Annotated in this window: 25 protein-coding genes and 1 rRNA gene; 12 read left to right on the top strand and 14 right to left on the bottom strand. The window is 47.3% G+C overall.

The genetic code is table 11. The annotated features are described in order from the left end of the window. Window positions 1–80: 80 nt before the first annotated feature. Complete coding sequence (locus NKMY2_RS00315) at window positions 81–437, top strand: iron chaperone (RefSeq protein ID WP_042683589.1); 357 nt, start codon at window positions 81–83, stop codon at window positions 435–437. Between the two features lie 4 nt (window positions 438–441). On the opposite strand, the gene NKMY2_RS00310 is transcribed toward NKMY2_RS00315, so the two are convergent. After that, the gene (locus NKMY2_RS00310) at window positions 442–906 is read right to left on the bottom strand and encodes a universal stress protein (RefSeq protein WP_042683588.1); all 465 of its coding nucleotides are present in this window, start codon (window positions 904–906) and stop codon (window positions 442–444) included. Window positions 907–1,181: 275 nt separating this feature from the next. Between NKMY2_RS00310 and NKMY2_RS00305 the strand changes: the two genes are divergently transcribed. Beyond that, window positions 1,182–1,745 (top strand): TATA-box-binding protein, encoded by a 564-nt coding sequence (locus NKMY2_RS00305; protein WP_042683587.1) that lies wholly within the window; start codon window positions 1,182–1,184, stop codon window positions 1,743–1,745. Here NKMY2_RS00305 and pyrE read toward each other — a convergent pair. Further along, on the bottom strand, window positions 1,742–2,347 hold the full coding sequence (pyrE, locus tag NKMY2_RS00300) for an orotate phosphoribosyltransferase (RefSeq protein ID WP_042683586.1): 606 nt from the start codon (window positions 2,345–2,347) through the stop codon (window positions 1,742–1,744). The two genes, NKMY2_RS00305 and pyrE, sit on opposite strands and share 4 nt — an antisense overlap. A 51-nt stretch (window positions 2,348–2,398) precedes the next feature. On the opposite strand from pyrE, the gene NKMY2_RS00295 reads away from it, so the two are divergent. Beyond that, a complete protein-coding gene (locus NKMY2_RS00295; RefSeq protein WP_042683585.1) occupies window positions 2,399–3,484 on the top strand; it encodes a nickel-dependent lactate racemase family protein in 1,086 nt (361 codons plus the stop codon). Here the strand turns inward: NKMY2_RS00295 and NKMY2_RS00290 are convergent. After that, window positions 3,467–4,558, bottom strand: a complete 1,092-nt coding sequence (locus NKMY2_RS00290; protein ID WP_042683584.1) for a site-2 protease family protein — start codon at window positions 4,556–4,558, stop codon at window positions 3,467–3,469. The two genes, NKMY2_RS00295 and NKMY2_RS00290, sit on opposite strands and share 18 nt — an antisense overlap. Window positions 4,559–4,712: 154 nt before the next feature. Between NKMY2_RS00290 and NKMY2_RS00285 the strand changes: the two genes are divergently transcribed. The 3 genes from NKMY2_RS00285 to NKMY2_RS00275 all read left to right on the top strand — a co-directional run bounded on the left by NKMY2_RS00285 (window position 4,713) and on the right by NKMY2_RS00275 (window position 6,477). Beyond that, window positions 4,713–5,639, top strand: coding sequence for a mechanosensitive ion channel family protein (locus tag NKMY2_RS00285; protein ID WP_042683583.1), 927 nt, complete (start codon window positions 4,713–4,715; stop codon window positions 5,637–5,639). A gap of 80 nt (window positions 5,640–5,719) precedes the next feature. After that, window positions 5,720–6,220, top strand: a complete 501-nt coding sequence (gene rimI / locus NKMY2_RS00280) for a ribosomal protein S18-alanine N-acetyltransferase (protein WP_042683582.1) — start codon at window positions 5,720–5,722, stop codon at window positions 6,218–6,220. A 35-nt stretch (window positions 6,221–6,255) separates the two neighbouring features. After that, window positions 6,256–6,477 (top strand): hypothetical protein, encoded by a 222-nt coding sequence (locus NKMY2_RS00275; RefSeq protein WP_042683581.1) that lies wholly within the window; start codon window positions 6,256–6,258, stop codon window positions 6,475–6,477. Here the strand turns inward: NKMY2_RS00275 and NKMY2_RS00270 are convergent, their stop codons facing one another. Next, entirely contained in the window at window positions 6,478–7,305 is an 828-nt protein-coding gene (locus tag NKMY2_RS00270; RefSeq protein ID WP_042683580.1) for a class I SAM-dependent methyltransferase, read from the bottom strand. 5 nt (window positions 7,306–7,310) lie between these two features. Next, on the bottom strand, window positions 7,311–9,095 hold the full coding sequence (locus NKMY2_RS00265) for a ribosome biogenesis/translation initiation ATPase RLI (protein WP_042683579.1): 1,785 nt from the start codon (window positions 9,093–9,095) through the stop codon (window positions 7,311–7,313). Between the two features lie 95 nt (window positions 9,096–9,190). Between NKMY2_RS00265 and rrf the strand changes: the two genes are divergently transcribed. Both rrf and NKMY2_RS10990 read left to right on the top strand, forming a co-directional pair. Next, window positions 9,191–9,310: ribosomal RNA gene (rrf, locus tag NKMY2_RS00260) — 5S ribosomal RNA — on the top strand. 43 nt (window positions 9,311–9,353) lie between these two features. Further along, window positions 9,354–9,482 carry a hypothetical protein gene (locus NKMY2_RS10990; protein WP_255347474.1) on the top strand — a complete coding sequence of 43 codons (129 nt, stop codon included), beginning with the start codon at window positions 9,354–9,356 and terminating at the stop codon, window positions 9,480–9,482. Here the strand turns inward: NKMY2_RS10990 and NKMY2_RS00255 are convergent. The 3 genes from NKMY2_RS00255 to NKMY2_RS00245 form a co-directional block, all read right to left on the bottom strand. Next, window positions 9,469–10,944, bottom strand: coding sequence for a leucyl aminopeptidase (locus NKMY2_RS00255; RefSeq protein WP_042683578.1), 1,476 nt, complete (start codon window positions 10,942–10,944; stop codon window positions 9,469–9,471). The genes NKMY2_RS10990 and NKMY2_RS00255 overlap by 14 nt on opposite strands. Window positions 10,945–11,210: 266 nt before the next feature. After that, window positions 11,211–11,741, bottom strand: coding sequence for a hypothetical protein (locus tag NKMY2_RS00250; protein ID WP_042683577.1), 531 nt, complete (start codon window positions 11,739–11,741; stop codon window positions 11,211–11,213). 61 nt (window positions 11,742–11,802) lie between these two features. After that, a complete protein-coding gene (locus tag NKMY2_RS00245) occupies window positions 11,803–12,330 on the bottom strand; it encodes a hypothetical protein (protein ID WP_177316485.1) in 528 nt (175 codons plus the stop codon). Here NKMY2_RS00245 and NKMY2_RS10435 point away from each other — a divergent pair. Continuing rightward, window positions 12,257–12,418, top strand: coding sequence for a CxxC-x17-CxxC domain-containing protein (locus tag NKMY2_RS10435; RefSeq protein ID WP_420887341.1), 162 nt, complete (start codon window positions 12,257–12,259; stop codon window positions 12,416–12,418). The genes NKMY2_RS00245 and NKMY2_RS10435 overlap by 74 nt on opposite strands. Before the next feature lie 70 nt (window positions 12,419–12,488). Here NKMY2_RS10435 and NKMY2_RS10945 read toward each other — a convergent pair whose 3' ends face one another. After that, complete coding sequence (locus NKMY2_RS10945) at window positions 12,489–12,623, bottom strand: MscL family protein (protein ID WP_238549719.1); 135 nt, start codon at window positions 12,621–12,623, stop codon at window positions 12,489–12,491. 275 nt (window positions 12,624–12,898) lie between these two features. Beyond that, a complete protein-coding gene (locus NKMY2_RS00235; protein WP_238549718.1) occupies window positions 12,899–13,282 on the bottom strand; it encodes a hypothetical protein in 384 nt (127 codons plus the stop codon). 107 nt (window positions 13,283–13,389) lie between these two features. On the opposite strand from NKMY2_RS00235, the gene NKMY2_RS00230 reads away from it, so the two are divergent. Genes NKMY2_RS00230 through fsa form a run of 3 tightly spaced genes read left to right on the top strand, consistent with a single transcriptional unit; the run spans window position 13,390 to window position 16,681 of the window. Further along, window positions 13,390–15,057: a ribulose-phosphate 3-epimerase gene (locus NKMY2_RS00230; RefSeq protein WP_042683575.1), complete on the top strand. Its 1,668-nt coding sequence runs from the start codon at window positions 13,390–13,392 to the stop codon at window positions 15,055–15,057. After that, window positions 15,054–16,028: a transketolase family protein gene (locus NKMY2_RS00225; RefSeq protein ID WP_238549717.1), complete on the top strand. Its 975-nt coding sequence runs from the start codon at window positions 15,054–15,056 to the stop codon at window positions 16,026–16,028. Before NKMY2_RS00230 ends, NKMY2_RS00225 begins: the two co-directional genes overlap by 4 nt. Continuing rightward, window positions 16,025–16,681 (top strand): fructose-6-phosphate aldolase, encoded by a 657-nt coding sequence (fsa, locus tag NKMY2_RS00220; protein ID WP_042683574.1) that lies wholly within the window; start codon window positions 16,025–16,027, stop codon window positions 16,679–16,681. The genes NKMY2_RS00225 and fsa overlap by 4 nt, the downstream gene beginning before the upstream one ends. Before the next feature lie 55 nt (window positions 16,682–16,736). Here fsa and NKMY2_RS00215 read toward each other — a convergent pair whose 3' ends face one another. The 4 genes from NKMY2_RS00215 to NKMY2_RS00200 all read right to left on the bottom strand — a co-directional run bounded on the left by NKMY2_RS00215 (window position 16,737) and on the right by NKMY2_RS00200 (window position 19,771). Further along, complete coding sequence (locus tag NKMY2_RS00215) at window positions 16,737–17,579, bottom strand: CBS domain-containing protein (protein WP_102007744.1); 843 nt, start codon at window positions 17,577–17,579, stop codon at window positions 16,737–16,739. A 90-nt stretch (window positions 17,580–17,669) separates the two neighbouring features. Further along, a complete protein-coding gene (locus NKMY2_RS00210) occupies window positions 17,670–18,233 on the bottom strand; it encodes a TATA-box-binding protein (RefSeq protein WP_042683573.1) in 564 nt (187 codons plus the stop codon). Between the two features lie 52 nt (window positions 18,234–18,285). Continuing rightward, the gene (locus NKMY2_RS00205) at window positions 18,286–18,750 is read right to left on the bottom strand and encodes an ASCH domain-containing protein (protein WP_255347473.1); all 465 of its coding nucleotides are present in this window, start codon (window positions 18,748–18,750) and stop codon (window positions 18,286–18,288) included. 25 nt (window positions 18,751–18,775) lie between these two features. Then, entirely contained in the window at window positions 18,776–19,771 is a 996-nt protein-coding gene (locus tag NKMY2_RS00200; protein WP_157832399.1) for a hypothetical protein, read from the bottom strand. Between the last annotated feature and the right edge of the window lie 2 nt (window positions 19,772–19,773).

Below are 19,773 nucleotides of genomic sequence, written 5' to 3'. Positions count from 1 at the left end.
TAAACATGCCGTATGAATTTATGATGTCAAAAAGGAAATATTACAAAAAGAGGATTAGACAAGCGTAATGGAAAACTGTCATGACAAAAATTAAGACTGTGGATGACTACCTTGCGGCTGTGCCAGATGATGCACGAGCCGCGCTTGCGAAGATTCGCAGTGCTATCAAGGCTGCGGCACCCAAGGCCACAGAGACGATCAGCTACAGGATACCAATGTACAAAGACCACGGATCGCTTGTGGGCTTTGGTGCATTCAGGGATCATTGCAGTTTCTTTGTCGCAAGCCCGTCCGTGATGCGTTCGCATTCCGCTGAGCTCAAGGGCTACAAACTCGGCAAGGCCACCATAAACTTTCCAGCCGACAAACCGCTTCCCGCCGCACTGGTAAAGAAACTCGTCAAGGCGCGAATCGCGGAAAACGAGGCAAGGAGATAATTCATTATTTTACCAATACCACGGGGCAGTGCGCGTTTAGCGCTATGTTTGTTGACACCCTTCCTAGCATCATTTCTTTTACCATCCCGTTCCCGTGCGTTCCCATTACGATATAGTCGATGTTCTTTTTTGTGGCAAATGAAATTATTGACTCTGCAATGGTGCTGGACTCTAGAATCATTGCCTCAAAACGAATCTGGAATTTTGCAGCCTGCGTTTCCAATATCTTAAATATTCTCTTAAATTCCGAGTTCCTGCTTTTTTCCACTCCGTGCTGTCTGCTTGGCGTGTCGTTGAGCCACTGCGTTGCCTGGTCCTCGTCTGTCACAGTTATCAGGATTATGGAGGAGTGATACTTTCTTGCCAGATCAAGCGCGTGTCCAAACGCCCGCACCGCATGCTTTGAGTTGTCAAAAGGAACGAGAATGTTTCTGATGAGGGACGTGTTTACTATCTGGCAACTATCCACACCGGTGCATACTATTTGACTTTCAGCCGTTGGTTTTTTTGCAAAACATGATCTAAAATAGATGCGTTTGTCCGACTTGAAAAGATTGGCAAACCACGCCTACTGAGTCCCCAATGAAATCAATTTAAGATGTGGCGGCCAGTTAATGGTTGGCCGCAATGAAGAATCAGAGTTATATCTGAAAGATGATGTGAAGGCATTTGTCTGAGCTGCCTTTTTTCAGTGCTGGTATCAATCCTTGGAGTATATATAAAAGCGATATATAACAACTGCAGATGCCACAGACAAAGCCGATTGTTAGTATTGAAAACGTGGTTGCATCTGCTACTGTGGATCAGAAGCTTGACCTAAACGAGATTACAAAAAAATTTCCAGACACCGAGTGGAACCCTGATCAGTTCCCAGGACTCGTCTTTAGAATAAAGAACCCTAAAACTGCAACGCTGATCTTCTCATCAGGCAAGATGGTCTGCACCGGAGGCAAATCAGAAGACATGGCAGTAAAGGCAGTAAGATCCGTAGTGCAGCAATTGCGCAAAGGCGGAGTCAAAGTAAAAAACGAGCCAGTCGTCACAGTGCAAAATATTGTGGCGTCAATTAACCTGGGCGGAAAGATTCACTTGGAGCAGGCGGCAAGAACCCTGCCGCGAAGCATGTACGAGCCGGAGCAATTCCCGGGATTGATCCACAGGATGCTTGACCCAAAGACAGTGATACTGTTGTTTGCATCAGGCAAATTGGTCTGCACCGGCGCAAAAAAGGAAGCAGACGTGTACCGCTCAGTGCACAACCTGCACAATAGTCTTGAAGAAAAGAATCTGATGATTTACGACAGCTAGGCAGATACCTGCTTTTGTACCCTGTCTAGAACTGATTTATCGATGAGCTTTGAGTCTGCCAGTGTCCTTGCCGCACTGAGAATGTCAAGCATGTGGTGCAGTTTTACGTTTTCTTGCTCAAGTGCTTCCTGCGCCCCCTCTAGGCGGTTCACTATTACGTATGTGTCTGATATGACGGCGCCTGCCTTTTTGAGCTCTTTAATTCCGTTTATGACGGAGCCGCCGGTAGTTGCAACGTCGTCCACAACTAGTATTCTCATTCCCTCGGTGACCACTCCCTCGACTAGCTTTCCAGTGCCGTAGCTTTTTGCCTGGCTTCGTACGTACACAAGTGGCTTTACCGTCTCTAGGGCAAGGGCAGACGCAATTACTAGCCCGCCTGTTGGCACGGACGCGATTGCGTCGAAACTGTCAAGGCCTACCTCCTCCGATATGGTGTTTTGGAGATGCTTTATCATGCGCCTGAACTGGTGCGGGAAGCTTGGGACTATTCTCAAATCTACATAGTATGAGCTTTTTTTGCCGCTTGCCAGCGTAAAGTCTCCAAAGCGAATTATGCCCTTTTGGTGCAAAAACGTTGCAAACTCTTTTACAAATTCCACACCAAAATTTACTATACTGGATTTATTTTGGTTTGTTTTCTGGATATAGTCGTGCCTGAAATCTGGTTAAACTACGGTGCAACAGATGTCGTACTCGATATAAAGGCGGAAAATCTGGAGCAAAAAGTAGAGTTTGACAGCCCTCTCCTGCAAGACTCTGCAGTGTCTGAGAAACTGGACGCACTTGACATTACAAGGCCGCTTGATCTGGTGGTCCTAAATTATACTGACTCGGTAAAAAAAACACTCGGAATGATCTTTGAGAAATGCGCCCAAAAGTCCGTCCCCCGGCCCAAGGTTTTTGCAGACAGGCAAATCATGAACCTGGTAAAGTCACTGCTTCCTCCAGACGGACAGGTCTTGGCCTTTGAGGGAATCGAAAGCGCAAATCCCGACCTTGTGTTTGTAGGCGAGATGGAGTTTGACGGCCTCTTTGGGTTTGATACGGTTTCCACCAAACTTCTAAGGAGGTTTGGCAAGGACTCGATGCTTTTGGCATATGAGAAAAGGCGCGGGAATCTCCCAAGTTCCGGCCAGGAAACAGAGAGCATGCCAGTTGCAAAAAACTTTACAGACTCTTTTGAGATATCTGCAATCGAAATTGTCGCCAGCCCAAAGGGAATTGCCGACATTTCTGTGGGGCATCCATCAAAAACGCTTGAGACATCAAAAACGCTTGGAACATTCGTTCAAAAAATAGACAAGCACCGAACACTTCTCATCAGCACTGGAAAGGATTCTAGCAACTACACGCTTGGAAAATCGCTAAATTCTATCTGGAACTGTCATTCTGCAATACGGGACGACGGCCTTGCAATTCTGCTCTGCGAATGCAAGGGAGGGATTGGCTCTGAGGCAATAAGGCAGTACGTTGAGGGAAGGATGAGCACAGACAGGCTCCAAAAGCCAGCAAAATACATTGATGGAATGGAGGATCTTTTGTATCTGACTGAAATCCAAAAAAAGATCCAAATTGGATTGGTTTCAGTCCTGCCGGAATTCTACCTAAAGAAGCTCAACATTCTTTCGTTTGACGGCGTAAAGGAGACGCTTGATCACGTGTTGAAGGTTCAGGGAGCAAGGCAAAAAGTTTCAATCGTACCTGACGGTTCAAGAATATTACTTGGGCCAAATTGAGTCTGGCAGCGGGGCGCACAGCATTGCCACTATTATGATTCCTATGTAGAGGATCTTTCTGTTTTTTGAAAGCGGTGATACGTCGTCAAGCGGCCTTGCGCTCATGTTTCTGATGCTGAAAATCAGAATGAACATTGCCATGAACTGGTAGTCTAGAAGGAACAAAACCCCGACGCTCCCGTATGTTGCAAACTGGTGTATCCTTTGGCCAAAGATGGCGCGTGCCATGTGGCCCCCGTCCAGCTGCCAGGCTGGAAGCAAGTTTAGAAACGTAATCAAAAAGCCAAGCCATGCTGCAAACAAAATGGGAGACATTATCACCTCTGTGTTGGGACCTCCCTTGCCGTATGCGCCAAGGGCTAACTTCATCAGAATGTTGTCGTTTAACTTTTCCAAACGCAGGTCAGAAAAACCCGCAACGGTCTCCTCATCCAAAATGGGTGATGTGTATGCGCCGTAAAATGACACTATTATGGTGATCACAAGGCCAGCAATCGGGCCTGCAATTGCCACGTCAAACAGAATGTCCCTGTTGATGGTGAGGCTTCGGGACTGGATGAGTGCGCCAAACGTCGGTATCCCAAAGACAGGTATTCCTGGAATGAAATACGGCCAGCTCGTACGCAACTTGTGAATCCTTGCTGCAATGATGTGGCCCGCCTCGTGCACCCCCAAAATTCCGACAAGCGAAAACGTGTACAGGATGGCAAAATCAAGCGGATCCCCTATGAAGATGATGCTGTTTACGCCAAGGGTCCTGTAGTATCCGTCAACCATAACAAAGGACACCACTATTGCAAAAAGTATTCTCGGAGTCCACGACTTGGGAATCAGCTTAAAGCCGCGTCGCTGCGGGGGAAGCCTGTTTACCTGGATTAGAAGCCTTCCGTGCGACTCGTTGATAAAACAAACAAGGCCCATGCCTTCCATCTTTTGCGCAAGCAAAACAAATTTTTGTTTAAAGTCCAAATCAGAAATTTCAAACTCCATTTTCTCAAGGGTTACTGACACTTCCCTGACGTCAAAAAACGAAGACACTGTGCTGATTACATCTTCCTGTGTCGGTTCGCTCATTGATCCTAAGTGGTCTGCATGCGCATTAATTGTTATCTGAGAACTTCTCCTAAAACCGTGTACTGGAAGCAGATCTTGTCAACTAAATAAAAAACTCTAGTGTAGAAAAATTTAGCGGCTGCGTTTAAATCGACTCTGCCGTCTGCGTTAAAGAATGCGCTCTGTAAAACAAAAAGCACTGCTTTTCTCTGCTCTTTTCTCGCTTACCGTATTTGCAAGCCAGGCAGCATTTGCCCAGTCTGATCCGCTTGCAGGAATTTACAGTCCTACGCGCGACGCGCTAACGGAATTTGCCGTAAGCATTGCAGGCAGCATACCGAAGATAATTGCCGCAACAATCCTGCTTGTGATTGGTTTTGCAGCTGGAAAGATTGTCGGCAGGGTTGTCACCAAGGTTACAAAAAATATCCTGCAAAAAACCCGCCAGCAAGCTCATGATTCACAAATACTTGAAGGGTTATCAGACAAATTCGACTCTGTACGACTGATTTCTGCTACCATACGCTGGTTTGTCTATCTGTTTTTCATAGTTGCAGCAGTAAACGCGATGCAGTTTGACCAGCTTACGACTGCGCTGACAAACCTGTGGCTGTGGGTTCCAAACCTGCTTGCATTTGTTCTGATTATAGTGATAGGCTCAATCGTTGTCAACTTTGTGACGCGATGGGTAGAGCACCAGTTGCTGGACCACCACGTAGGCAGCCCAAAATTCATCACTCCGGTGATAAAGGCAGTCCTGTACGGCTTGGTGTTTGCAATAGGCTTTACACAGCTTGGCGTAGGCGAATCAATAATTCCAATCCTGGTATCTGCGTTTTCCTGGAGCATTGCAATTGCAATAGGCGCAGCAATAGCGGTAGGCCTTGGATTTGCGCTAAAGGATATCATCCCGGCATCGATAGTCGGCGCGTCAAACCAGCGCTCGCTGCTCAAGGTGGGTCAAAAGGTCAGAATCGGGGAGATCACCGGCACCGTAACTGCGTCCCAGTTGCTGTACCTGATAGTGACAAACGAGAAAAACGAGAGCACCGTCATTCCAACCAAAGATCTGATGAGCAAAACAATAGTGCTCTTAAACTAAATCCTGATTTTAAGCGAAATAATTTCTATGTCTAGTATTCTACTTTAACATTAAATATTCTGGTATTGGAAGCCATAGCGATGCAGATAATCAACAGGCAGGTGGGCGATTACGTCGTTAGGCGGTGCCAGCCAGGCGATCTGATCCCAGTGATGGAAATAAATCTAAAGACTCTGCCTGAGCATTATTCTGATTATTTCTACGAAAGCCTTCTTGCAGAGCTTCCAGAGGCGTTTCTGGTTGCAGAACTAAACGGAAAGGCAGTCGGATACATCATGTGCAAGACAGAGTACGGGTTTTCCAATTTTAAAAAATTAGGATTTGTAAAAAAGGGGCACGTGGTGTCCGTTGCCGTGCTAGACGAGCACAGGAAGCTTGGCGTTGGCTCTGCGATAATCGAAGAGTCAATCAACGGAATAAAGGAAAAGCGATGCGATGAGCTGTACCTTGAGGTGAGGTGCAGCAACACTGACGCCGTAAGACTGTACGAGAAGCTGGGCTTTGTCATAAAGCAGAGGCTCAAGGCGTACTACCGCGACGGCGAAGACGCCTTTTTGATGGCAATCGAGTTCGAATACTAGATTCAGTTAAATTACTCCGTTCGAGGTTTTAGCTAATGTCAAGGCGGAAGACTACTGGAATTTTCATATTTTGCGCGTGCATCGTGGCGTTCTTTCTATACGCGTACCTGCTCATGCTTTCTGAGTGGAGCCCGATTGTATTGCAGCTGTCCGTTCTGATGATTGCAGGCGGAATACTTGGCGTCATATCGTGGATTGGGTACATGATGGCAACGACAAAGCCCTCGCCGTCTTCGATTTTTCCAGACGACAAATAATTATTTAGTTATCCTGACATCGACTACCGTCTGGTAGTATCTGGGACCGACTGCCCTGACCATTCTGCCGCCCAGGATTTCTGATTTTACTGGCGTGACCTGCAGGTAGTGCTGCTTTGAGACCTCGACTGCGTCCTGCCTTTTGTCTGCGTGTTGGTGCGAGTAATAGTGGATTGTCCCGCCGCTTTTGGTTGCGCTGATTGCCGAATCCAAAAACTCGTCTGACCTCTCGGGGAGGAGCATCAGCGTCCTGTCGCCCTTGTCCTGGAGTTGCTCTTTTACCACCTGCGCCGCGTCCCCGTGAATTGAAATCACCCTGCCTGCCAGTTTGTTCAGCCTGATGTTTTCCTCGCAGAGCTTGGCAGCGTACGGGTTTAGGTCTATGTTGTATACAGTGCATTTTTTCTTTTTAGCTGCAATTATCGAAAACATTCCTATCCCCCCAAACATGTTGATCATGGTTTCCCCGTCCTGGATCATCTGGGCGATTCTGTCTCGCTCAGTCGAAAGCCTCGGAGAAAAAAACGCCTTTTCCACATCAACTTTGAACCTGCAGCCGTACTCTCTGTACTCCGTTTCGGTATTGTCCTCTCCTGCAAGTATCTCCAGGTTTCTTGTCCTAAAGTCACCCTCGACCGGGGTTGCCTGGTAGAACACTGACCTTGCCGGGTGCACGTTTTCAAGCAGGGCCTCGCCAATCATCTTTTTCTTTGACAGCAAAGAGTCCGGAATCCTGACTATGATTATCTCGCCTATCTGGTCAAAGGCCGAAAATAGTTCCAGGCCCTCCTCCTCTGAGAGGATCCCCTCCAGTGCTTTTTTTAGCATTCGTGTCAAATCTTGTAGTAAAAGTTGCCCGATTCTTTTTGCATCTTGTCCAGTCTGCTCTCTGCCTTGTTTACGCGGGGCCTGCGAGTTGCCTCGTCTCTCCTAAACGTGATGTCAAGTGACTTGAGAAACATGTTCATCGCCTCTGCCTTGGTCAGGGGGGATGTCGCATGCCCTGCCTTTCCGGAGACTCCCTCAAAAATTACCATCTTGTCAGAAATCAAGTCCATCAGCTGGATGTCGTGATCAATTATTATTGCTGATTTTGCATAAGAGCGGACAAACCTCTGGATGAACTTGGCAACTGCTATTCTGTCCTCCACATCCAAAAATGCGGACGGCTCGTCTAGCGCGTACACGTCTGCCTTTTTCAAGAGGCACGTGACAATTGCCACCTTTTGCAGTTCGCCGCCTGACAGATTCTTGACTGACTTGTTGTAGAGTTTTTTAATTTTTAGCGGATCGACGATCTGCTCCTCCTCCACGCTTCCAAAAATCGGCCCACCGTTTGCAGCGTCGAGCACCGATATGACGTCAACGTCAATGTCGTTTGTCAGGTACTGGGGCTTGTAGGAAATGGTGACTGCCCTGTCTATTTCGCCGACGTCTGGCTTTTCGACCCCAGCAATCATCTTCATCATCGTTGTCTTGCCAAGCGCGTTTGCGCCCATTATTCCAAGGACCTCTCCCCTCCTTACCTGCCCTGCATCAATTGATACAGAAAATGCCGGGTACTGTCGCTTTAGCTCAGGATATGATATGACGACTTCGCCTTTCTCGAAATCGTCAGTAGAGGTGGATACGTCAAATGTGAATTTTTTGTCCCTGAACCTTACGTTCTCGTTTGGCAGATAGCCGTCCAAAAACACGTTGATGCCGACCTTGGTTGACAGAATGTTTGAGACGATACCGTATGCCGCAGGCTCGCCGTACAGCACGTCGATATAGTCGCTGAGAAAGTCTAGCAGAGTCAGGTCGTGCTCGACTACCATTACGCTTTTCCCAATGTTTGCAAGGCTGTGAATCACCCTTGCCACCCCCCTTCTCTGAAACACGTCGTTGTACGATGACGGCTCGTCAAAAAAGTAAAAGTCGGCCTCTTTTGATGCCGCGACTGCGACTGCAAGCCTTTGCAGTTCCCCGCCGCTGAGCTCCTTTACGTGATGCTCTATGGAATTCTCAAGTGAAAGCTGCCTGATCAAATCCTGTGTTACGTTTCGCTGGTCGTACTTGTCTAGCAGTTCCTTGGCCGTCCCGTCAAATATCTCCGCCACGTGGTACACCTGCTGCGGTTTTATGGACGCCTTTATTTCCTGATTTTTAATTTTTTCAAAGTGAGTCTTGAGCTCGGTCCCGGCAAAAGATTTCAGGATCTCGTCCCACTCTGGAGGGTTCTCATAGTTTCCGAGGTTTGGTTTTAGGTTACCGGACAAAATGCTCACCACCGTGCTTTTTCCCATTCCGTTTCTTCCAAGCAGCCCGACGACTTCGCCTTTTTTCGGAGTCGGAAGGCGGTACAGCCTAAACGAGTTCATCCCGTACTGGTGGATTTTCTCAGTTCCAAGCTCAGTTGCTAAATTGACAATTGTAATTGCCTCAAAGGGGCAAACCTTTACGCAAATCCCGCACCCGTTGCAGAGGTCCTCGTCGATCTGCGCTTTTTTTATTTCCTCATTCATTACGATGCAGTCCGCGCCGGACTTGTTCACTGGACAGTACTTGATGCACTCAAGGCCGCATTTTTTTGGCTGGCACAGCTCCTTGTCAAGTACCGCTACTCTGTGGGTCACAAAAACATCTCGGACTTGTTCAATTTATATCTCATATAGGCTGTTTTTGCAAATCTAAGAGTAATCTTAATACAGATCAAGCGAAGAAATGTTTTCAAGCCGGCCACAGCGTTGGGGCGCGACCCAGTCTCTTTCCGAACCTGGAAGTCAAACCCAATGTCGCTACTGTGCTACTAAGGTGCGAGAGCTCTTGGGAAGCAGTAGTGCTGGCATCTTTTAATCAAATGACCTATAAGAGACAATTTTTGACACCATTCCATGCCCACATGTACTGTTTGCGGCCAGCAGATAGAAAATGACATCCGGTTCCTAAACCACATGATGGAAAAACACGGATTTAGAAATTCAAACGTCGGCACGCCTGACAGAAACTCTAGGGGCTACTAGCCAAGTAATCCACGCCGAGCCTTACGCCAAATCCTGTTGCGCCCTTTGGATTGTAGGATTTTTCCTTTGTCCCAGTCTGAATCCACGCGGTTCCGGCAATGTCAAAGTGGGCCCACGGGGTGGTTCCAACTGCGTTTGCCAAAAACGCGGCAGCCGTAATCGCGCCTGCAGCCCTTCCAATTCCTACGTTTTTGATGTCCGCATAGTCTGACTTTATCATGTCGGTATAGTCGTCATTTAGCGGAAGCTGCCACACCTCCTCCCCTGTCTTCTCTGAGGATTTTCTGATCTTGCTTGCGATGCCGTTGTTGTTGCTCACAAGTCCTGCCACGTTTGGACCGAGTGCAACAATGCACGCGCCAGTGAGCGTTGCAAAGTCAAGCACTGCCTTTGGCTTGTACGTCTTCACTCCGTATGATAATGCGTCAGATAAAATGAGCCTTCCCTCGGCATCCGTGTTGAGAATTTCCGCAGTGCTTCCTCCGTACATCCTGATGATGTCCCCCGGCCTGTACGACTCTCCTCCCGGCATGTTCTCAACTGACGGAATTATTCCAACTACGTTTACTGGCAGCTTTAATTCTGAGACTGCCTTCATTATCCCTAAAACCGTGCAGCCGCCGCACTTGTCAAATTTCATCTCGTCCATTTTGTCCGCAGGCTTGATCGAAATCCCGCCGGTGTCAAAGGTAACTGCCTTTCCAACCAGAACCGTGGGCCTGTCGTCCTTTTTCCCGTTGTATTCTAGTATGATGAGTTTTGGCTCGTTTTTACTTCCCTGGCCCACTGCCGTGATTCCGCCAAACCCCTTTTGCCGCAGCTCGTTTTTTGATAGGATTGTGCACTTGAGCTTGTTTTTTGCCGCAAGCGACTTTGCAAAGCCTGCCATGTGCACTGGGGCGCACTCGTTTGGGGGGAGATTTGCTATACTTCTTGCAAAATTCACTCCGTCTGAGACTGTCATTGCCTTTGATATTTGATCCGATATCTTGGTTTTGTCTGATACTAAGATTGTAACTCTTTGCAGTTTTGGATTTTTTTCCTTTTTGTATTTGTCAAACGAGTACTGCGAGAGGCTGACTCCTTCGACTATTGCGTTTGCAGCGACATCTGCCTTGAGGGGAAACTTGTCTGGAAGCACGATTGAAAATTCTGATATCTCTAAATCCCTGATCTTTTTTGCTATCTTGCCTGACGATATCCTGACAGTCTCATGGGTTATCTTGTGAACCGGCCCCAGCCCTGCAATGACAATTCTTTCTGCAGGAATCAGCCCGTGGCTGTGTATTACGTCAAGGCTTGCGCGCTTGCCCTTTGTTTCCTTTACCGACTGTTTTATCGCCGCAAGTATCTTTGCGTCCATCTTTGGAAGGCCAAACGGTTCTGATTTTTCTGCAACAAAAAAGCACAGGGCGCGTGTTTTCTTTTTTATCGGCTGCGCGCTTTCTGAACTGATAATCATTGTTCTGGCTCGCATTTTTTGCGCTATTATAGATTACTTTGACAGGGCTCTTTGATGCATATTGATAAATAGATGATTTTTCCCTCAATTAACATGACTAGCATGAAATGTGTATCTTGCGGAATCGGCTTCTTTTCGCCAACTGGCTCAAACAAGTGTCCCAAGTGCACAAAAAATCAGGGCGCAGAAATGGATCATGGCCACGACTCTTGCGGTTGCGGACATAGTCACTAATTTTTTATTTTAATTTTATAAAATCAGGAACGCTACCTTCTCTCGTCAAAGTATTTCTGGCATCCGAATTCCTGGAATGCCTGCTGGAGCTTTTCTTGCCCGTTTCCGTCTGAGACAATTCTTGCGGTTTGTTCAAGCACCGGGTTTATCGATGCCTCCTTCATGAGTGCCGGCGTCAAAACATTTCGAAACTCGTCTGAGAGCGGTTTTGCGAAAAACGCCGTCCTGTTTTCTATGTTCTGCAAATTTTCTTTCCACGGCTCAAACTCCTCTGGGTAGTTGGCAAGCAAAGTCTCTACTTTTACGTCAGGCAATTCCTCGCCGTCGGGGTATTTGCCGTAAGCAATGGCATAAATCAATTCGCATTCCGTGTTGATCTTGTACATATCTGCATTTTCCTCTGGAGTGGGGCTTGGTCCTAGTACCTCATCTGTGACATCATGCGCAATGTCTGATTCCAAGTCCTGCTTTGTAAGATCTTGGCCTGCGATGGCATACGCTGCAAAGCCAATCACAATCGCTGCTGCAACCCCAATCATGATTATGTTCTTCTTTGCTAACAAGCACCATCATCAGATGCGATTACCTAAAAAACCTTGTCCCGCTGTAAAGGAAACTTTGTAATTAGAATCCAAGCACTTGGATGTTCTCTCTCCAAGCGATGTCAAAATTGCTGTATGTCTGCCTTATCTTGGAATGGCACTCCTGTGGAACGCCGATGAAAAACGGAATCTTTAGGCCTTGCGACTTGCCGCCCTTCATCAGCATTTTTGAAAAATCCGTAAACTGCTCCTTGGTGGACTGCTCCACAAGCTCGCTGCAAAGTTTTACCTTTCCGATGTATTTTAGCTGGTTTTGGGGATTGACTGCAATGACATCTGGCGCATGGCGCGTTATCACAAATGGTTTGTCAAATCCGTCATAGTTTGCATACTGGACTTGGAGCCCGCCTGACACAAAATGATCTATCATGCCCTTGATCAAAGACGGGTGGCTCTGCTTTCTTGACAATGGAATCCCTAGGCGTGAGACTATAAGAGTTCGCGGGTGTTTGATTCCGGAAAACCCCTTCGTTTTTATGTGGAGAAAAATATCGACAATCATGTCATACAACAAGAAAATGTATCCATGCACTTGTTCCGATTGCGGCAAGTCAGCAGAGGTACCTTTCCAACCAAAAGAAGGCAAACCAGTTTATTGTCGTGAATGCCTACCAAAACACAGAACTCCAAGATTTTAAATTAAATTTAGATTTTAATTTTTAAAATAATCTGGGGCCAGTTCTTTTTTATTTTATTACAGTACTAGCGTTAGCCCTTTGTCTTGTCCTCTACCAGCTTGAACTTGGAGAGCTGCTTGTACGGCAAGAATACCAGTCCTGCAATTATGAGAAGGTCAACCGTGCTTGCAATGAGGTCGCCGTAGGCAAACGTCGACTTGTACACTGTAAATGACAGCTGCTTTAGGTCGCCTACGTCTTGCAGGGCAAGTCCGATTAGCGGTTTACAATGTCGTTTACCACTGCCGTTACAAGATTCGATGATGCAGAGCCGATTACAAACGCTATTGCAGGCCTATTACCCCAAACGTCTGCAGGAAATGCGCGAACTCTTGAATGAGCCCTTTTTTCTCAGGCGGCTTTTCTGACACAGGCCGTGTATGGTTCTGAGCATATTCCAAACTAGTGTTTTAGCGTGGTAGATCTTTTGGTAAAAACATCTTAGGCTATTTTTATTTTCTTGCTGTGTGAGAGCAGGCTGGCAGATCGCAAAAAGACTGCCTTTGCAGTCCTGCACTCCGTCTCGCAGGACCCTATGTCTGCGGTGCCGCGGCCTTGACTTCTGTCGTGGCGAATTATTGACAATATCAGCGGGATGAGGGCGGCCCTTCCGCCATATGCCGTCTTTCCGTCGACAAACCAAAACATCTCAAGGGCGCTTGAATCAAGTATCTGGCCCCGGAGCTCCTCTCCAAGATCCGTATAGTGGCCAACAAGCGTCAGCCTTTTCCCCGCCACAAAGTCGACAATTTTGGCAAATTTTGTGCAGAGGTAGCACCTGTTGTCATATATGATGAGCGGAACCACTCCCTTCAGATCTATCATGTGTATGGTATGCCGCTCCGAGATTAAACTTTTGCAGAAGTAGCTTTTTATTGAATTCAGGAAAAGTCTCAAATCATGAATCTGCCGATTATGAATTTTGATTAGAAATGGGCCTAAACTATTATCAAATTAAAAAAAATGTCCGCAATGCGCGCAAGCTTGTAATCAAGGCGACCTCAAACGCGGGCTCAGGACATCCCGGAGGATCCTTCTCGATGGCAGAGATAATGGGATGTGTTTTTTTCAAGCATCTCAGATTTGATCCAAAGAATCCGCAGTGGGACCAAAGGGACAAGCTGATTCTCTCAAAGGGACACGCGTCGCCTGGGCTGTTTTCAAATATGGCACTTGCTGGATATTTTGACACGTCGGAGCTTGACACCCTGAGGCAGTTTGGAAGTAGACTCCAGGGACACCCTGACCTAAAGTGCCCCGGCGTAGAATTTTGCGGAGGATCACTTGGGATTGGACTGTCGTTTTCAATAGGCAGCGCACTTGCAGCAAGGCTTGACGGCAAGCAGACAAGAATCTACACCGTCATGGGAGACGGCGAGACAGACGAGGGCCAGGTATGGGAGGCTGCGATGTCTGCATCAAAATACAAGGTGGACAATCTGACTGCAATTTTGGACAGGAATTTCATACAGCAGGACTCTTACACTGAGAAGGTAATGCCGCTTGACGAGGAGCTAGTCGGCGACGACTTGTCCGAAATGTGGAAGGATGCGAGCAGGTGGAAGGTTGGCGACAAGTGGAGATCGTTTGGGTGGAACGTAATTGAGATAGACGGGCACAGGATAGAGCAGGTTGACTCGGCAATAAAAAAAGCGGCACAGACCAAGGGAGCGCCGTCAATAATAATTGCAAGGACCATAAAGGGAAAAGGCGTCGAGCACATGGAGGACAACCCCAAGTGGCACGGCCAGGCCCCGAAAAAAGAGTTCGTCCCGATAATCGAAATGGAGCTGGACTCCCAGTCGATGATTGCGCCGTCCATAATCGCAGGCGACATGACAAACCTTGAAAACGAGGTAAAGCGATGCGTTGCAGGGCGGGCCGACTATATCCATTTGGACGTGATGGACGGGGAGTTCGTCCCAAACAAGACTTTTGATCACACAAAAATAAAAGAGCTCAGGCCGCTAACCGTAATCCCGTTTGACACCCATCTGATGATAAACAATCCCGTACGACACGTAAGAGATTACGTGGACGCCGGCTCTGACATAGTGACTGTCCATGCAGAGGTCTGCGACGCGGCAAGCTTTGGAGAAATCTGTGACATCCTAAACGCAAACCAGGTCGGCGTGGGGCTTGCCATAAATCCTGACACGGAGCTGCCCGAATGGTCAAAGCAGTTCATCCCAAGGCTTGACCAAATCATAGTGATGTCAGTGGTACCTGGCAGGTCAGGACAGAAATACATCGAGTCAACGCATGAAAAAATGCGCAGGCTAAACCAAATCCTGTCTGAGAACAGATTTGATGGGTGCATAGAGGCAGACGGGGGAGTCACACTGGATAACATTGGCGCGTGTTTTGTTGACGGGGCGAGGGCATTTGTCGGGGGAAGTGCCATCATAGGGCAGCAGGACGTGCGCGGAATAATAAGAGAGTTTAGACACAAAATTGCGCACGCCAGACGCAAGATGCTAATCCAAAAGGCATTTGACCTTGGGGGAAAGGATCTCGTGGCAAAGTGGATTGACCTGCACATAATTGGAGAAAAAAAGAATCTGATTAGCCAAATTGCAAAGGAGCTTGGATACGCATGATTGGCCAGATGACTGACATGCGCACCGCTTATGGAAAGGCGCTATTGGAGATAGGGGACGAAAACCCAAACGTTGTGGTGCTTGGGGCAGACACGACTGACTCGCTAAAAACAGCAGACTTTGGGAAAAAGTTTCCCGACAGATTTTTCAACGTTGGCATAGCGGAGGCAAACCTTGTCTCCGTTTCTGCAGGCCTTGCAATATCTGGCAAAACCGCGTTTGCCAGCACATATGCGATATTTCTTCCGGGAAGGTGCGTCGATCAAATCCGAAACGCGATTGCATATCCATCGCCAAATGGCAACAAGGGGCTAAACGTGAAGCTTGTAGTGTCTCACGGTGGAATCTCAGTTGGCGCAGACGGCGGGTCGCACCAGCAAATAGAAGACATCGCAATAATGCGCGCAATCCCGCACTTTTCCGTTTTCATTCCGGCAGACACTGTTGCAGTGGGCAAGCTGACCAGGCTGATGTCTCAAAGGTACGGACCCTTCTACATGAGGATGACCAGATCAAACAGCCCTGTCGTGCACGAGGACTCGCAGGAATTTGAAGCGGGAAAGGGGATCACGATGAGGGAAGGCGCTGACTGCACGATTGCAGCGTGCGGCATAACGGTAAAGATGGCACTTGATGCTGCCGACTCTCTAAAGCAGGAGGGAGTGTCCTGCAAGGTGATTGACATGTTTTCGATAAAGCCAATTGACTCTGCACTCTTGGAAAAGTCCGCAAGGGAAACCGGGTGCATTGTGACATGCGAGGAGCACAACATCATGGGTGGGCTTGGCTCGGCAGTTGCCGAAGTGGTTTCTGAATCGTATCCTGTTCCAATCAAGCGCATCGGCGTAAACGATAGGTTCGGCGAGTCTGCGCGTGACTCTGAAATTCCGCTGCTCTTAGAAAAGCACGGCCTTACATCAATTAATATAGCAAAAGCGGTAAGGGAAATCACAGGTAAGAAAAAACAATGAAAATCTTTCTTGATACTGCAAACCTCCAGTCCATTAGAACGTACAACGACATGGGCCTGCTTGACGGAATAACCACCAACCCGTCGCTGTTGGCAAAGGAAGGCGGCGACCCGCTAAAGGCAATGGAGGAGATCACCAAAATAATCAAAGGCGACGTGAGCCTCGAGGTTGTCGCAACAGACTATTCCGGAATGATGGACGAGGGGCACAGGCTAAAAAAATACGGGCAAAACGTCGTGATCAAGGTCCCGATGACTGCCGACGGGCTAAAGGCATGCAAGAGCTTTTCATCTGAGGGGATTCCGGTAAATGTCACACTGGTGTTCTCGCCAAACCAGGCAATTCTTGCGGCAAAGGCCGGGGCAAAATATGTCAGCCCATTCATCGGAAGGCTGGACGACATTGGCCAGGACGGGATGAGCCTAATTGCGGAGATAAAGCAAATATTTACAAATTATAATTTCAAGACGCAGATCCTAGTTGCAAGCATACGACACCCGATGCATATAGTGGAGGCTGCCAAAATCGGCGCAGACGTAGTTACTCTCCCGCCAGATGTTCTGGGAAAAATGCTAAAGCACCCACTCACGGATATAGGACTGAAGAATTTCCTGGCAGACTGGGAAAAGCTAAAACAAGAAAATCACAAATAACTGTACGAGCGCACAAATTTTCACACTCGGTATGGTGTAATTTCAAACCTGAAACTCACACTGATACTAGCGCGCGTGTGATGTCTGTCTTGCTTAGCACTCCGCCAAGCTTGCCATTGATCAAAACGCCAACGCCGTTTACATTGTTGTCCAGTATGATCTCGCATGCAGTTATCACGTCGTCATTGTAGTCTGCCGTTACTATTTTGTTGCTCATCACTTCCTTTGTGATGATCGTCTTGCCAAAGCCTGACTCTGAGAGAAATCCCTTTCTTGGGAAAACCACTGAAATCATAGAATCTGTATTGTCTACTGTGTTTTCTTCCTGTCCCATGGTGAGGGCAATTCTGAACAAGTCCCTAAACGTGACCACTCCAATTGGCACGTCGCTTTTGTTTTTTAGAATTATTCTGGACACCTTTTCTTCTACCATCTTTGCGGCAATCTTGTAAATCGGATCGTCCTCGTACATCGAAACATATGATACTGTCATAAAGTCGCCGACGCGTTTTTTGCCTACGTGCTCTTGCAGATAATGTCTTGTCAAATCTGTCTTTGTGATTATTCCGACTGTCTTTCCGTGCAGGTTTATTCCAAGTGATCCTATTTTCCTGTCTGCCATTATCTGTGCGCATTCCTTTATGCTCATTTCCTCATCGACAGTTACAAGGGGCTTTGTTACCTTGCTGAGAGGTATTTTGTCCAGGTTTTCCTCGGTGTTGTCTGCCAAAAGAAAAAAACCCACATCCCTTTCAGTTACAATCCCTACGGGTTCGTCCTCCTTGCTGACTAGGAGACGCGATACTTTGTGATCAAGCATCTGCCTGATCGCGTGCGCCACTGACGATTCCTTTGGGATCGAAATGGCCTTTTTCATTATTGATTTTACTGCTGGCAACAAAAACACTGGCATTGTGGGACTATAAATAAAATCATTTAATTTTCAGTCTTGGAAATCGGCCTTTTATTATACAAAGATGTTTGGAATCTACTTGTCGTAGATCATTAGTTTTTTTTCTTCAAGTAGCGCATGCAGGTTGTTCACGGAGCGGTACACGTCTGCCTCCTTTTTTGCGCCCGTGCAAACCAGCTTGCCTGATGCAAATAGCAGTATCACCGTCTTTGGGTCAAGCATCCTGTGGATCAATCCCGGAAACTGCTCTGGCTCGTACATGCTTCGCGGCAGGGTTCTTGCAGCCGACTCGAGGTGAATCTTGCCGCCCAGGTTAATTGCGGCAACAATGTTCTGAACTACAATCTCTGCGTCCTTTTTTATTTTGATTCCTCCCTTTCGCAGTTGCTGCACAACTGTTTGCACTGCCTTGATTGCCATCTCCTCTGATTTTGCGCCAGTGCAGACCATCTTTCCTGTTCTAAATATCAGCGTGGCAGTCCTTGGGGTCTTCAGTCTAAAGACAAGTCCTGGAAACTGGTCAGGATGATATTCAGTGTCTGGGAATTTTTTTGTTACCTCGTTTAGGTCTATTTTTTGGTCAACTGATGCGGAGGCTACTACGTTTTCAACGCTAACGATTGGCTTTGTCTGTGGCATTTGCGGTTTTTTAAATACCGCCTTTATATATAGATAGTAACGGTTTTTCGCACTAGTGGTGGTTTATCCACTGCGTGCGGTATTCCTCGTCGAAAAGATCCGACGTAATATCTTCGTCCCTTACTATGGTGTCGTCCAGACGTATGTCGAAAAACCCAAGCTTGCCCTTGTATGGTATTGGGACCTTGAATGCTTTTGCGTTTTTTAGCAGAAACCCGTATTTTCTGTATGACTCGTCTGACGCAAAATGATATTTCTTGTCTGCCTGCAGTTCTTTTTTTGTCTTGTAAATCTTCACGTCGTAGATCACTGCCTTGCCGATTATTGCGCCAGTCCTAAGGCCCGACTCGTCAATCCCAAGCCTCTTGCAGTCGTCTGATTTTATTGCCACTGGGGAGTGAATGAGAAACTCGCCGCGAAATCTGGTGTTCCACTTTCTTAGCTCAATTGTTTTCTTTCCCATGATGATCAGGTCCGCAAACGGCTGTGATACGGACAAACATTTTGCAATTGGCACTTGGTATCTGCGGGTATGGCGTGATTTAATCTAGTATGATGATTTTGTTTTCGATTAAATACTTGATAGAGTTTACGAACTCGTCTTCAGTTATTTTTCCAGACGCCCACCATGACGCGCTGTTTTTTATCCAGTCCGGTATCTCGCTTTCTGACCCCGTGTCCTGCATGTCGTGCGTTTTTATGAAATCGTTTTCAATGAGGTATTTTATTCCGTTTACAAAGTCAGAATCTGACGTTTCCCCTCTTGACCACTGCGCTGCCATGTTTTTTATCCAGCTTGGTATCTTGTCATGCGCTATGTCGAAGAACTCGTAGACGGACTCTCCTGGAAACTGCGAGTCAAACCACTCCTTGTACTCTGTTTCGCTGTTGTACCTGTCCAGATAATACTGGCGCGACTTTGTCACGTCTGGAAATGATTCCAGGTGAGTTTTTTTGTATCCGACAATTTCCTGTATGGTGTAGCCCTGGAATGCTTTCTCAAACCATTCCCTGAATGCCGGCTCGTTCTGGTATCTGTCAAAGTAGTGCTGCGGTGACGCATCTAGTGCGGGAAAGCCTGGGACCTTTGGCTTTGTCTGGGGCGCTGGCTGAACAGTTGGCTGCATGGGGGGCTGGCTCGGACTTTGATCTTCCTGATCATCTGGATTGTCTTGATTTGGTTCTAGGCTGAACTGAAAAGTAGACGTGGCAGTCTGCCCGTCATATGCGACAATTACGCTGTATGTTCCAGGCAAGCTCCACTTTGCGCCCTTTGCAAAATATTCTTTTGAAAACGATCCGTCCCCTGACGGCATAAACTGGTCAATCTGAACCAAGTCGTTTGAGCTTCTAATCTGCAGACCGATGTATTTTCCAGCAGCTATATTTCCGACGTTTCCTGAAATCGTGATTTTATCGCCTGGACCGTAGGACGTTTTGTCAGTACTGGAATTAATCGCATAGACGTGCGGGACTGATAAAACGAAAAGAAGTGATAGCCCAAGTAATATCATTGCGCCAAAATTAGTCCAAGACACTG

It is taken from the genome of Candidatus Nitrosotenuis chungbukensis (genome assembly GCF_000685395.1).
Classification (GTDB): Archaea; Thermoproteota; Nitrososphaeria; order Nitrososphaerales; family Nitrosopumilaceae; genus Nitrosotenuis; species Nitrosotenuis chungbukensis.
The sequence above is the reverse complement of the archived record's forward strand: the minus strand, read 5'-3'. Positions and strand labels throughout refer to the sequence as shown.